At 66.3% G+C, this 13806-nt stretch carries 11 protein-coding genes; 5 read left to right on the top strand and 6 right to left on the bottom strand.

The window, feature by feature from the left end:
* Positions 1–128: 128 nt before the first annotated feature.
* Both PG878_RS03615 and PG878_RS03610 read right to left on the bottom strand, forming a co-directional pair.
* On the bottom strand, positions 129–3230 hold the full coding sequence (locus tag PG878_RS03615) for a TonB-dependent receptor (protein WP_209032143.1): 3102 nt from the start codon (positions 3228–3230) through the stop codon (positions 129–131).
* 272 nt (positions 3231–3502) lie between these two features.
* A complete protein-coding gene (locus PG878_RS03610) occupies positions 3503–6895 on the bottom strand; it encodes a GH92 family glycosyl hydrolase (RefSeq protein WP_244672703.1) in 3393 nt (1130 codons plus the stop codon).
* Positions 6896–7391: 496 nt separating this feature from the next.
* Here PG878_RS03610 and PG878_RS03605 point away from each other — a divergent pair, with 496 nt between their 5' ends.
* A complete protein-coding gene (locus PG878_RS03605) occupies positions 7392–7808 on the top strand; it encodes a hypothetical protein (RefSeq protein WP_209032144.1) in 417 nt (138 codons plus the stop codon).
* 85 nt (positions 7809–7893) lie between these two features.
* Here PG878_RS03605 and PG878_RS03600 read toward each other — a convergent pair whose 3' ends face one another.
* Positions 7894–8928 carry an NADP-dependent oxidoreductase gene (locus PG878_RS03600; protein WP_209032145.1) on the bottom strand — a complete coding sequence of 345 codons (1035 nt, stop codon included), beginning with the start codon at positions 8926–8928 and terminating at the stop codon, positions 7894–7896.
* 64 nt (positions 8929–8992) lie between these two features.
* Here PG878_RS03600 and PG878_RS03595 point away from each other — a divergent pair, with 64 nt between their 5' ends.
* The 4 genes from PG878_RS03595 to PG878_RS03580 all read left to right on the top strand — a co-directional run bounded on the left by PG878_RS03595 (position 8993) and on the right by PG878_RS03580 (position 11116).
* The gene (locus PG878_RS03595; protein WP_209032146.1) at positions 8993–9577 is read left to right on the top strand and encodes a TetR/AcrR family transcriptional regulator; all 585 of its coding nucleotides are present in this window, start codon (positions 8993–8995) and stop codon (positions 9575–9577) included.
* Between the two features lie 153 nt (positions 9578–9730).
* Positions 9731–9853: a hypothetical protein gene (locus PG878_RS03590; protein WP_255549902.1), complete on the top strand. Its 123-nt coding sequence runs from the start codon at positions 9731–9733 to the stop codon at positions 9851–9853.
* 82 nt (positions 9854–9935) lie between these two features.
* Complete coding sequence (locus tag PG878_RS03585) at positions 9936–10439, top strand: RNA polymerase sigma factor (protein WP_209032147.1); 504 nt, start codon at positions 9936–9938, stop codon at positions 10437–10439.
* Between the two features lie 20 nt (positions 10440–10459).
* Positions 10460–11116: a serine/threonine protein kinase gene (locus PG878_RS03580; protein ID WP_209032148.1), complete on the top strand. Its 657-nt coding sequence runs from the start codon at positions 10460–10462 to the stop codon at positions 11114–11116.
* 148 nt (positions 11117–11264) lie between these two features.
* Here PG878_RS03580 and PG878_RS03575 read toward each other — a convergent pair whose 3' ends face one another.
* From PG878_RS03575 to PG878_RS03565, 3 genes are all read right to left on the bottom strand, one after another.
* Positions 11265–11771 (bottom strand): hypothetical protein, encoded by a 507-nt coding sequence (locus PG878_RS03575; protein ID WP_311186020.1) that lies wholly within the window; start codon positions 11769–11771, stop codon positions 11265–11267.
* 112 nt (positions 11772–11883) lie between these two features.
* Positions 11884–13137 carry a type II toxin-antitoxin system HipA family toxin gene (locus PG878_RS03570; RefSeq protein WP_244672704.1) on the bottom strand — a complete coding sequence of 418 codons (1254 nt, stop codon included), beginning with the start codon at positions 13135–13137 and terminating at the stop codon, positions 11884–11886.
* An 88-nt stretch (positions 13138–13225) separates the two neighbouring features.
* Positions 13226–13627 carry a helix-turn-helix domain-containing protein gene (locus PG878_RS03565; protein ID WP_244672705.1) on the bottom strand — a complete coding sequence of 134 codons (402 nt, stop codon included), beginning with the start codon at positions 13625–13627 and terminating at the stop codon, positions 13226–13228.
* Positions 13628–13806 lie beyond the last annotated feature (179 nt).

Below are 13806 nucleotides of genomic sequence, written 5' to 3'. Positions count from 1 at the left end.
TGTGGTGAACGACCGCGGCCGGCGCGACGGCGCGGTCGTGGACGGCGAAAACGGTGGCCCGGCCATCGCCGGGTCGTCGCACCCATGCCGACCGCCGCGCGGCCGGCATGGGCACGACATCCTCTAGCTTAGAACTTGTAGGTCAACCCCAGGTACGCCAGCCGCCCGGCGTAGCCGCCGGTGTAGAAGCGCGCCTTGGTGTCGTCGCCGAGGTGCTGGCGCGACTCCTGCTTGGTCAGGTTGAGCACCGACGCGGTGAGGCTGAGCGCCGGGGTGATGTTGTACGCCGCGTTCAGATCGATCTGGTAGTACGGCTCCTCGTACACGTTCAACCCGTTGATCAGGCCTTGCACCAGTTCGCCGCGGCGGTTGTACGAGGCGCGCAGCAACAGCCGGTCGGTCTCGTAGAACACGGTGAGGTTGGTCTGGTTCTTGGCGCTGCCGGGCATCGAGGTCTTGCCGACCTCGGTGCCGTCCTCCAGCCGCACCGCGGCCTTGCTGGCATCGTTATAGGTGTAGTTGAACTGCACGCCCAGGCCAGACGGCAGCGTGTGCTGCGCGTACAGCTCCACGCCCTGCGACACCGCATCCTGGCCGCCGGCCTGGGTGCTGTAGTTCTGCACGGTGACCGCCTGACCGTTGATCATCATGTTCACGTCGCTGATCACGTCGACGGCGAAGTTCTCCACGTTCTTGCGGAACAGCCCCACGCCCGCCACCGAGCCAGGTTGGAAGTACCACTCCAGCCCCAGGTCGAACTGGGTGGCCTTGTACGGCTCCAGGTTCTTGTTGCTGCCCGAGCCGTACCAGCCCTGCTCGCTGGCGCCGCCGGTCAGACGCCGGTCGGCCACGTACTCGGGGCTGTAGTACTCCAGGCTGCCGGGCGCGGCGATGTCGTTGTAGCTCGGGCGTGCGATCACCTTCGAGGCCGCCGCGCGCAGCAGCAGGTTCTCGGTCAGGTCGTAGGCCAGGTTGAAGCTGGGCAGCACGTCGGTGTACTTGCGGTCCAGGCCGCTGACCACGAACGACTCGGTGCGCTGCTGCGTATCCGACAGCCGCCAATAGCCCTCGGTGCCGCAGTAGGTGTCGGCCGGCGCACCGGCGGGCATGGCGGCGCCCTGCTGGCAGGCCAGCGGGTTGCCGTCGGCACCATCGAAGAAGTAGTCGTTGTAGGCGGTCACCTTGTCGGTGGAATCGGCATGCTGCCCGGTCCGCGCCACCCGCACGCCGACGTTGCCGCGTAGGCGCTCGGTGTGGAAGTTGAGCTGCAGATAGGTGGAGTAGATCTTCTCGTCGACGTTGTAGACGAAGTTGTCTTCGCTACGGGTCTGCATCGCACCGTAGGTCTGGTTCAAGTAGCCGATGTAGCCGGGGAAGTTGATCGCCGGGAATGCGCTGGATTTGACCCCGCCGGCCAGGTTGTCCAGCGGGAACAGCAGGTCCGGCGAGAACTGCGTGGCCAGCGCATTGCAGCGCCCGTTCCAGTAACGGTTGTTGTAGTCGCTGGGGTCGGTGCCCGGGCACACCCAGTAGTTGTTGCCGGTGTTGCGGTGGATGCCACCGTCGCGGCGCTTGAGGCCGAACTGCAGCGAGTCGAAGAAGTCGCCATCGATATGCCAGGTGGTATCGATCTGCGCGTACTGCTGCTGATTGGTGTTGCGGGTCCAGGACGAACCGGTCGAACCCAGGTCGACCTGCAGGATGCCGTCGCGCAGGTTCTGCATCAATTCCGGCGAGAACGTCATGGTCGGCGTGCCGGTCAGGTCCCAGGCACTGGCGAAGTTGCCATTGCTCCAACTGCCATCGGCGTTCTGGCGGCGCGGCTTGATCGGCAGCGAGAACTGCAACTCCGGCCCGCCCTTGGCCCAGGTGCGGCCGGCCTTGAACGACACGTCCACCTTCTCGCCGCGCCATTCGCCACCCAGGTCCACCGTCTGCGACAGGGACTTTTCGATGTTGTAGCTGCCGGTGATCTGCGGCGTGGGCACCGTGCAGTCGTCCGAGCCCCAGCCACCCGGCGGCAGCCCGGCCGCGGCGGCCTGCGCCTCGCTGCAGTAGTAGGTCTTGCCCGGATGCAGGCTGTAGTCGGCGCCGGTGACGATGGTGCCGCTGGGATCGAACTGCAGCCCGTCGAGCAGGCGCCCGCCGCGCCAGTTGCCGTCGCCGTAGTAGCGCGCGATGTTCCACTCGGGGATCTTGACCGTGTTGGTCTGCGAGTTCTGCGACAGGTCGAAGCGGAAGTAGTTCGCGGTCAGGGTCAGGTCGTCGGTGGGCTTGAACTGGAAGGTCAGCTGGCCGCCCTTGCGCTCGCGTTCCTCCTGCTTGACGTCCAGGCTGACCGCGGTCGGCATCATGAAGCGCGTGTAGTACTTGCCGTTCTGGTCCCAGAAGCCGGTGCCGCCCCACCAGTTGGCGTTGAAGTCCGACGGATTGCCGTTGACGTCGACCGCCGGGCCGCCTTCGTCGCGGCCGTACCACTGCCAGCTCTCGGTGCTGGCGTTGAGCGTGCGCGCGGTGCGCTTCTGCTGCGTGTAGCCGACGAACACGCCGAAACGGTTGTCCTGGTCGTGCCACGAGTACGAACCGGAGAACTGGCCGTCGGTCTTCTTGCTGCTGTCCGACCACACGCCCTCGGCGGAGACGAAGCCGGAGTTGGGCTCCAGCTCCAGCGGGCGCCGTGTCTGCAGAATCACCGTGCCGCCGATGCCGCCTTCGTCGATGCGTGCTTCCGGTGTCTTGTACAGTTCCGCGCTACCCAGCAGGTTGGACGGCAGCAGCGTGTAGTTGAACGAGCGCGTCGGGTCGCCGTTGGATTCGGCGGTGGCGATGTAGTTGCCGTTCAATTCGGTCAGCACCAGCTCCGAGGACAGGCCGCGCACGCTGACGTTCTTGCCCTCGCCACCGTCGCGGGTGATGACCACGCCGGGCACGCGCTGCAGCGCATCGGCCACGTTCTTGTCGGGGAACTTGCCCACGTCCTCGGCGGTGATCACGTCGACCACGGCGTTGGCATTGCGCTTCTGCTCCAGGCTCTTTTCGATCGCGTAGCGGTAGCCGGTCACCGTCACCGCGTCCAGGTCGGTGGCCTGCACGTCGGCCTGGCCCGCGGGCGCCGGCGTGCCGTCGGCCTGCTGGGCGAAGGCGGTGGTGGAAGCGGCGCTGGCGCACAAGGCGATGGCGATGCCGGCGGACAGCGTGCTGCGGTTGCGTGCGAATGGCATGCAGTTCATTTCAATCATCCTCTCCCAAAGATTGATCGGCTGCGGCGGATTTCTATCGATCCAAAGACCGGGCAAGAACTCCGCGCGGTGTGACACAAAAACATCCGGTGCTATTGCGGCGACCAAGCCTCCTACTTGTTCCTCCCTCTGCGCAGATGCGACTTGATGGTCTTTTGCACTGGAAAACTAAGCATCGCCGCGCATGCCGCCGCGCAACGGGCCTAATGGGTGGTGCAGCGCCCGGCCGACAGGCACGACACGCTCGCCGCGTTTGCACCCGGTCACGGCGCGGCCTGCCGCGTCACCGGCTGCAACAGTTCGATCTCGGCCAGCGAAACGGTTTCGCCCGCGTCCAGGCGCAGGCGATACGCGCTGTAGGCGCCGGGCTTGGCGATGCGGAACGGCCGCAACTGCCGCGCCCAGGCGAATGCCTGCGTGCGCCGCTGGTCCAGCGTGGTCCACACGCCATCGCCGTTGCGCCCTTCCAACGTCCACGCCAGGCCAGACAACGCGGCATCGCCGCTGGTCAGCGTGTAGTACGTGGCGCGCTGCGGCGTCGCGAAGCGCAGGTCGACATTGGCACCGACGGGGAGCGGCAGCGCCGTCGTCGCATCGTCGTCGATCAAGACCGTGGCCCTGGGCTGCCCTTGCAACGACACCGCCACGGCCTGCGACGCCACGTCCTCCAGTCCGCGCGGCGCGCTGCCCGGCGGCGTCAGCGACGGCGGCAGCGCGTCGGCGCCACTGCCCCAGCGTGAGGGCGTCGCGCCCATCACGAACTCCAGCGTGGCGCCGTCGGCGATGTCCTGGTGGCGCAGCCAGGCCTTGTGCCACGGCTTGCCGTTGAGAGTGAGCGACTGCACATACACGTTGCGCGTACTGTTGTTGCGCGCGATCACCACCAGCTTACGGCCCTTGCCGAGATCGACCTCGGCCCGCGGGAACGCCGGCGAGCCGATCACGTACTCCGGCGCGCCCATGCGCAGCGGATACAGCCCGAGCATGGCGAACAGATACCACGCCGACATCTCGCCGTTGTCCTCGTCGCCCGGGTAGCCCTGGCCGATCTCGCTGCCCAGGTACAGCCGGCGCAGCACCTCGCGGGTGAGGCGCTGGGTCTTCCACGGCTGCCCCGCCGCCACGTACATCCACGGCAGATGGTGCGAGGGCTGGTTGCTGTGCGCGTACATGCCCATGCGCACGTCGCGCGCCTCGGTCATCTCGTGGATGACCCCGCGGTAACTGCCGGCGAAGCGCTTGTCCGCGGTCTCGGGCGTGGCGAACAGTTCGTCCAATCGCGCGGCCATGGCGTCCTCGCCGCCCAGCAGCGTGGCCAGCCCGGCCGCGTCGTGCGGCGTGGTGAAGGCGAAGGTCCAGGCATTGGCCTCGGTGTAGTCGCCGCCCCATACGCGCGGATCGAACTTCGACGCAGGCGTGCTCCACTGGCCGGCCGGCGTGCGCCCGCGGAAGAAGCGGGTGGTGGGATCGAACAGGTAGACGTAATCGGTTGCGCGCGCCTGGAAGTATTCGGCTTCCTCGCGGTAGCGCTGCGCCTGCTGCGGTTCTTTTTCCTCTTCCGCCAGCGCCTGCGCCATCTGCGCCAGGCCGAAATCGTTGAGCGCGCCCTCCAGCGTCCACGACAGCCCTTCGTGCACGTCGTTGGCGGCATAGCCGCGGTACATCGAACGGGCCAGGCCCTTGCGGCCCACATTCGGGACCGGCGGCACCACCGTGGCATTGCGCAGCCCCGCTGCGTAGGCCTCGTGGGCGTCGAACCCGCGCACACCCTTCAGCCACGCATCGGCGAAGGCCACGTCGGAACTGGTGCCGACCATCAGGTCCGCGTAGCCCGGCGAGGACCAGCGCGCCACCCAGCCGCCGTCGCGGGACTGCTGCAGGAAGCCATCGATCATCGCCCCGGCCTGCTCCGGCGCAAACAGCGCATACGCCGGCCAACTGGTGCGGAAGGTGTCCCAGAAGCCGTTGTTGACGTAGACCTTGCCCGGCAGGATCGGCGCCGACGTGCGCTCGGCATCGCCGCCCGTGTTGTCCTTGGCCCAACTGTTCTGGTCGGCATGCCGCCAATCGGGATGCGCCGCGTCGCCGACGTTCTCGTGGGCGATGTTGGGATACAGGAACAGCCGATACAGATTGGAGTACACCGTGACCCGCTGGTCATGACCGGCGCCCTGCACCTGCACCCGCCCCAGCACCGCGTCCCACGCGTCCTGTGCACGCGACTGCACCGCCTCGAACCCGGCGTCGCCGATCTCCTGCTGCAGATTGCGTTGCGCCTGCTCCACCGAGATCAGCGAGGTGGCGATGCGCATCACCACCGTGCGATCCGCGCCCGGCGCGAACTTCACGTAGCCGGTCGGGCGCCCTGTGGCGATCTTGCCGCTGGCGGTCCACGGGCGATCGAAGCGCGCATACACGAACAGGCGCGTGGCGCCGTTGGACAGCCCGCTGCGCGTGTCCGAATAGCCGCGCAACGTCTGCGTCGCCGCGTCCAGGGTCAGTCCACCGCGTGCGTCGACGTTGTCGAACAGCAGATTGGCGTCTCCGCCATCGGGAAAACGAAAACGGAAGATCGCCGCCCGCTCGCTCGGCGCCAACTCCGCGCGAATGCCATTGTCGAAGTCCACCCGGTACAGATGCGGGCGCGCTTCCTCGTGGTCGTGGCTGAACGACAACGCGCGCTTCGCGCGGTCCGCCTCCGGCACCCCACGCGTGGACGAGGGCATCACCTGGAAGGTCTGGCGATCGCCCATCCACGGGCTGGGTTCATGGCTGATCGACAGCGCCTGCAGCCGCGGCCGATTGTCCTCGCCGTTCTGCTCGTTCCAGCGGTACAGCCAGCCCAGTGTCCCCGCATCGGTCGCCGGCACCCAGAAGTTGAAGCCATGCGGCATCGCCGTGGCCGGGATGTTGTTGCCGCGCGAGAACGTGCCGTTGGACTGCGTCCCACGCGTGGTCACCACCTCGTCGCTGGGCCGCCGTGCCGCCTGCGGCGCCGGCATGAGGCGCACCGCGACATCATCGATCCAGCCCGACGCCACCTTGCCGGCGCCGGGCTGCACCTGCAGTTCGATCGCGCGAATGCGCCTACCGCGCAAGGCCGCCACGTCACCCAGCCGCACCTGCTTGAGCGCCCACTGCTGCGGATACAGCGTCTTCGACGCCGCCTGCCCCGCCGCACTGACCAGCGCACCGTGCTGATCCTCTACGCCCAACTCGGACAAGCGGCGCCCATCGTCGAACAGCAGATCCACTGCCACGCCCGTCGACGCCACCGTCTCGCCGTCGACGATCTCCGGCAGCACCATCCACGACAGTACCGTGTCCTGCTCCACCGGCAGATCCACCGCGAACAGTTGTGCGTGCCCGGCCGCAGTGGCGCGATAGTGCAGCGCATGCAGTCCGGTGTAGCCCACGCCGGCCTTGGCCGCATAGGGCTGCTCGGGGCCGTTGCCGATGGCGACCTGGATGCCTGTGTTGTCGGACTGCGTGACCGACGCAGGCGCAGGTTCGCCCCGCTCGAACGAAGACACGAAGCCGGCCTCGGCCGCGCGTGCAGCGCCGCTGCCCGCACACAACAGCACCGACGCCACGACGGACGCCAACCACCGGCGCGAAAATCCAGGCAGGTACGCAAAGCACGGGCGGATTGGCATGGCAGGCTCCCCAAACTCTCTCGATCGGCTGTGCCGCGCCGCGTGGCGTCACGCACCTCCGGTAGCAACGGCGCGCGGCGAAGGGCACGCAACGTGGACCGGATCGACCCGAGAGATCGCCGCTCAAGTCGGCATCCAACACCGCTTCACGACCGCAGATGCATGCGGACCAGAGAGCAGGCGTCAGCAAACTCGTAGCACGCGATCCCCTACTCGCCGTCTTCCCCAAGGATGCGCTGCATCAACGGCTTTGGATCGATCCAACCCGGTTAGGTGTAACACGCCTGTTTCGGCCTTGCATGCTGCTGCGCAACAGTTCTTACACGTATCGATGCTCGACATGCCATGCCGCTTCAGGCCGTGAACGGAGAAGGCATGGCACTCGATCTTCACGCGGCAACACGCGAGTGGAAGGCGATAGGACGCCCTGCCTGACTGACGATCAACGGCTACACTGGCAAGCGTCAGATCGCTCCACACACACAGGGGGTTTTAAATGAAAATGGCCACACTCGCAGTTTTGGCTGGACTGCTGGTAACGTCGAGCGCACTTGCCGACACCACACGCTGCTCGACGGACTCGTACGGCAACACAACGTGCCGCGGCGACGACGGAAGCGTGACGCGCACCAGCAAAGACTCCTACGGCAATACCACAACCCGTGACGACCAGGGCAACACGATTCGCTGCTCCTCGGACTCGTACGGCAACAAAACCTGCCGCGGTGACGACGGAAGCGTGACGCGCAGCAGCACGGACTCCTACGGCAATACCACGACCCGTGACGACCGGGGCAACACCGTTCGCTGCTCCTCGGACTCGTACGGCAACAAAACCTGCCGCGGCGACGACGGAAGCGTGACACGCAGCAGCACAGACTCCTACGGCAATACCACGACCCGTAGCGATTAGGGCAACGTGGTTCGCGGCTCGGCAGTCGACGCATCGCCGAGCCGCTGAGCCATTCGGTGCCGGCGGCAACGCCGCGATCCAGATCTCACTCAACCGTCATCACGATCTTGCCTTGGACGTGTCCACGTTCCGCACGCTCGTGCGCCTGCCGTGCCTGCGACAGCGCGAAGGTGCTGTCGATCGCTACGCGGACCGTGCCTGCGCCCAGCAACGCCGCAAGTTCGCCGAGTTGCGCGCCGCTGGAACGCACCTGCGTGGTGGACACCGTCACGCCCAATGCCGTCGCCGCATCGTGCCCATCGAAGCCCAGCGGGAAGATGGGGAACAGCGCACCGCCACGCTTGAGCGTGCGCAGGAACTTTCCGGCGCCGGCGCCGCCGACCGCGTCCACCACCAGGTCCACGTCGTGCAGCACGTCCTCCGGCGCCGTCTTGGTGTAGTCGATGAAGGTCTCGGCGCCCAACCCGCGCACGAACGCCTCGTGCTTGCCGGACGCGACCGCGATCACGCGCGCACCCTGCCACCTGGCCAGTTGCAGCGCGAAATGGCCGACGCCGCCGGCCGCTCCGTTGACCACTACCGTCTTGCCCTGCAACGGTACCGGCACATGCGGCATGGGCTGCAGCGGATTGGCCACGTCGTGGCCCTGCGCGATCAGGAACTGCCACGCCGTCAGCAGCGACATCGGCGCGCCCGCCGCGTGCACGTGGTCGATCCCGGCCGGCTTGAGTGCGACTTCGCTGGCGGGCACGGCGACGTACTGCGCATACGCCTGACTGCCGCCGGCCAAGCCGCTCGGAAAGCGCACCATCGCGTAAACGGCGTCGCCGGGCGCAAACCCGTCGACATCTTCCGCCAACGCCGCGATCACCCCCGAAACGTCCGTGCCCAGGATCAGCGGAAACGCCACCGGCGGCCGCCATTCCGGCGGCAGGCGGCTGTAACCCTCGCGCAGGTACAGGTCGGGCGGATTCAGCCCGACGGCGTGAACCCGGATGAGCACCTCGCCCGGCCGCAGCACGGGCCTGGGCGCGTCCTCGTAATGAAGCACGTCGGGGCCGCCGAACTCACGCTGGCGGACGGCTTTCATGGTGCGCGGCGTTTCTTCGGAACTGTGCATGACGTATCCTGATCGGAACAGTGCTCCGAATATACGGAGCACTGTTCCACTTGTAAAGGACACCATGCGCGCCGACGCCCAAAAAAACTACCAACGCCTGCTGGACGTGGCCCGCGAGGCCCTGGCCGAATCCGGCGCGGACACCTCGCTGCGCGACATCGCCCGCCGCGCCGAAGTCGGCCTGGGCACCTTGTACCGCCACTTCCCCACCCGCGAAGCCCTGCTCGAGGCGCTGCTGCGCAACGACTTCGAGGACCTGGCGACGAAGGCCGATGCCCTGTGCGCGGCCGCGGCCTCGGACCAGGCATTGCTGGCCTGGCTTGAGGAGATCATCGCCTTCACTCATCAGCAGCGCGGCATCCTCGCCCCGATGATGTCGGCCATCGAAGACGACTCCTCCGCGCTGCACGCGGCCTGCGTGCGGCTGCGCGCCGCGGGCGCCGCTCTGCTGGCGCGCGCGCAGGCGGAGGGCAAGGCGCGCGCCGATATGGACGGTGACGCGTTGTTCGACCTGATCGCGGCGCTGGCCTGGCTGCGGGAACAGCCGTCGCATGCTCAGCGGTCCGAGCGCCTGTTCGAGCTGGTGACTGGCGCGATTCTTGCGCGGCCCGCGACACCTCCGACGACGTCACCGGCTCGGAAGCAGTAAGCAACGCGGAGCCCAATCCATATCCTCAACTTGCTTGGAAAGCGACTGCGGAAACTAGGAGCGTTACCCGGTAGAGACTGATGCAAGTAAGTGCACTCTGACCGCTGTTTCCCGGAGGCGGGCTGAGCAGGCGGCCGGGTCAGGTGCATCCGCATGGCGCGCCTGGCGGTTGTGGCACTGGAGGAAACCTCCCGCGGTATCGCCGACGCGCCGCAAGTGATCACCGAGGGTTCGGAGCCGGGCATCTCCTTGGAATTCATTGCTGGCCGGGTGTGAGATTCCGTGCGCTGACGCGAATCATGGTTCCGAGGGGCGCGAAGACCGCGCCGGTGAACCAATGGATACCATCGCACCCGCCATGACCGCAAACGACACCCGAGATGCCTTCAGCGCGCTGCTGCAGCGCCATTCCGGCATCGTGTTCAAGGTCGCCGGCAGCTATGCACGCGGTGCCGAGGACCGCGCAGACCTGGCCCAGGAGATCGCGGCACAGCTCTGGCACGCCTGGCCGACGTACGACCCGGCGCGCAGCGTCAGCACCTGGATGTACCGGATCGCGCTGAACGTGGCGATCAGCCACCTGCGCAACCGCGAACTGCGGCAGCGGCACGACGCGATGCCGCTGGACGAAACCCTGCACGACGTGGCCGACGGCAACGCCACCGACCCGGAGAACGAACAGCGTATTCGCCTGCTGCAGGACGTCATCGCCCGCCAGCCGCCGCTGGACCGCGCACTGTTGCTGCTCTACCTCGAAGACCGCCCGCAACGCGAGATCGCCCAGATCCTCGGCATCACAGAAAGCAATGTCTCCACCAAGATCGGACGCCTGAAACAGCGCATCCGCGACGAATTTCGCTAAGACCCGACATGGAAACCATGATGGAACTCGATGACCTCAAATCCGCCTGGCAATCGCTGGACCGCAGGCTGCAACTGGACAACACGCTGAAGCTGCAAGAGCTGCGCGAGCGCAAGCTGGACAAGACGCGTGGCAGCCTGCGCCCGCTGTTCTGGGGTCAGGTGATGCAGATCCTGTTCGGCATTGCCTTCATCCTGCTCGCCTCACTGCTGTGGATGAGCGAGCCGGCGCATGCCTCGTCCATCGTCGCCGGCGTGCTGGTGCAGGCGTATGGGGTACTGACCATCGTCGCCGCGGGTGTGGTGCTGGGGCGGATCGGCAACATCGACTATGCGCAGCCGGTGGTCGGCATCCAGAAACAATTGCTGCGCGCCCGCTCGTTGTATATCCGCAGCGGCATGGTCGCCGGTCTGCCGTGGTGGTTTCTGTGGATCGCGGTCTTGCAGACCTTGGCCGGCCTGGGCGATGTCGATCTGCTGGCCAAGGCCCCCGCGCTGGTCTGGGGTGGCTACGGCATCGGCATCGCCGGCCTGCTCGGCACCTGGTGGTTCCATCGCTGGGCGCGCCGCCCGCAACGCGCCGAGTTCGGCCGGAAGATGGACGATTCCTTGAGCGGCGGCAGCCTGCGCAAGGCGCTGGCGCAACTGGACGAATTGCAGCGCTTCGAGCGCGACTGAGGCCGCGCTTCGCGTCGACCTGCAACAACCCAAACGTCGCTTGGTTCGACTGGCACCTGCCCCAGTAGCGTGTGAACAGCGCTACGCGCAACCAGGATCCAGAGTGCCTAATGACACTCTGGATCAATCCGCTCGACGCGGATCGCTTCTACAACCGACCCGCTTCAAACGATCGTTCCCAGCCCGTGGCGCTAACTAAGCGAACGCGCTCCACCTCGAACGTGAACTTCACGTGGGAAACGCGCTTGCCTTGGCTGTCGATGAACTCGACCTCGACGTCCACCTCACGCTCTGAGCAGGCATTGGGCGCCATGTCCATGGAGTCCCAACCAAGGAAACGATACGAGTCGGCCTGCATCGCTCGCGCAAGAGCACGAGCGCCGTCGATGCCTGTGCCCAACGGACGACCCACGTCACCAGCACCGAGGTTAAAAGTGGCCATTGGGGCAACCAGATCCGCGAGTCCGCTACCAGAATTTTCTGCCTGCCTGAGGACGTCAACGGCGCGAAGACTCAGGAACCGGTGCAACTCACGCGAGCTGGTGAATTCGTGCAGAGCGCAGCGGCTGCCGCCTGCGAACGCGGGGCCAGCGATCGAGAGCCAGCTGAGGCATAAGATCAATCGACGGATGTTCATCTGCGCAGTATGGCCCACGGTTGGAAGCCTGGGGTCAGAGCACATCTCACACCACATGGATTTGGGTCCTTGCTCATTCGGAACTGATGCGAACAAGTTCACTCTGCCACCTCTCCCCATTTTTCGTTAGTTATGCAGTCATCCCCTCGAGCGCCGCGGCAGCCTGTTGGAGTCCGCCCAGGATGGCGTCGGCAACGCGCGGCGAGAAGTCCTGCGGCAGGTCCGCACGCGCCTCGGCGATGGCGGCGGGCGTGCGCGCAAGGATTTCCTCGATGAGCAGCTCGGCCGTCGGCCCATAGCCGACCCGCTGCGCCGTGCTGCTGAAGTGCCTGCGCTGGATGCTGTGCATCGCGTAATGCTTGTTCTTGCCGAGCAACGCCATGGCCAATTTGATGTCGTAGGGCGACCATTGATGGGGGCCGTCGCCCAATACCGGATAGGCCGACATCACGTCATACAGCCGAGTCAACCGGAAACGGCCACGCGGCAGCAACTGGATACTGAAATTCTTGGCATGGCCATCGGGCGCGCGCAGCAACCAGAACAGCACCTGCGCGGCCAGCACCGTCTTCATGTCGGCCTCGGCATCGACCGACTGGCGCAGCGTGCCGAACAAGGCCTTGAGACCTGGACCGCCTTCGTTCTCGTACTTGCGCAGCGGCGAGCAGCCTTCGACCTGGCAGAAGTCTTCCTGCGGCAGGCGCATGAGCCACTGCCCATTGTGCGCCAGGCGCCGGTCGAAGCGCTCCACCACCAGCACGCGCTGCTGGCCGAAGCGCGCGATGCGCGCATCGGCCACGTTCAAGCCATACGCTTTCAACAGCCGCAGGCACAGCCATTCGTTGTCGACGGAAGTGCTGAAATCCGCCCTCCGACCGCCCACCAGGCCCATCGGCAGCTTGAAGATGTGGCTGGTCGGCGTGGCGCCGCGCGGCGCGTACCACCGCCCCTCCCACCACAGGAAGGCCGTCTTCTCCTGCGCACCAGCCAAGGAAATGCGGAAGTCCGCATCCGGGTCGCGGTGTGCGGCGAAGGCATGCGGCGAGACGGTTTCGATCAGGTGCCGCTCGATGTCCTCTTCGGACAACGGTACGCCGTCGATACGTTCGACATCCTGCGGAACCTCGTCCTCGCCCAGGATCTGCACGGCCCCGACGCAATCGCGTCCGACCGCGCTCAGCAGATCGAACGGATCGGTGGATGCCGCCGTGAAGCGCTGCGCCACGCGCCGGCGGATCGCATCGCTGTCGGGCAGCAGGTTGTCGAAGTAGTTGAAGACCTTCTCGCCCCTGAGCGGCTGGTTCTGCAGGTTGAACGGAAGCGACAGCGACAGCGGCCGGCCAATGTCGGCGCCCACCCAATCCGCGTCGTAGTGCAGTTCCATTTCCCCGCGCGCAGGCAGCGTCCATCGCGCCACGCGAACGCCATTGGTCCAGATGGAGAGGCTGCGGCTGTGCGATCGACGCCCCATCTCACCACTCCGCCTGCGTGCTGGAGGACGCGGCAGGGTCGCCACGGGTGCCGATGGTCAGCTCCAACCCCAGCGCCGCGCACCAGGCCAAGAGTTGTTCGACGCTCAACGCATGAGCATTCAACTCCAGATGGGAAACCCGCGACTGGCTCAGGCCGAGACGGCTGGCCAGTGCGGACTGGGTCAGTCCCTGGGCCTTGCGTGCGGCCTGCAGCGTGGCGCCTAGTTGCGTCGCGGTGACCAGAACGTGGCGTGGCAGCATTGTGGTGGCACCCGTCATCCAGCTAAACGCAAAATACCTGCAAAAGAAATAAATTTCAAATAGCTGATATTCGGGTAATCCGATTGATGCGCACGATCGTCCCGCCGAGGCGCCGGGTTCCGAATGGTCGAACAGACGCATCACGACAGAGATGCGGTGCAAGTGGCGCGGAGGCGGGCTTGGTTGGCGAACGCGCCAAGCGTGGGCATGACGCGCCTGCCAATGGTGGAATTTGCTGGAAACCGATAAGCGATGTCCTCGGCCTACTGCATCGGTCCCGATGCCTGGGCCTCGGCCTCCTTGGCGCAATCACCGCACTT

It is taken from the genome of Xanthomonas hawaiiensis, assembly GCF_031834635.1.
Lineage (GTDB): Bacteria > Pseudomonadota > Gammaproteobacteria > Xanthomonadales > Xanthomonadaceae > Xanthomonas_A > Xanthomonas_A sacchari.
The sequence above is the reverse complement of the archived record's forward strand: the minus strand, read 5'-3'. Positions and strand labels throughout refer to the sequence as shown.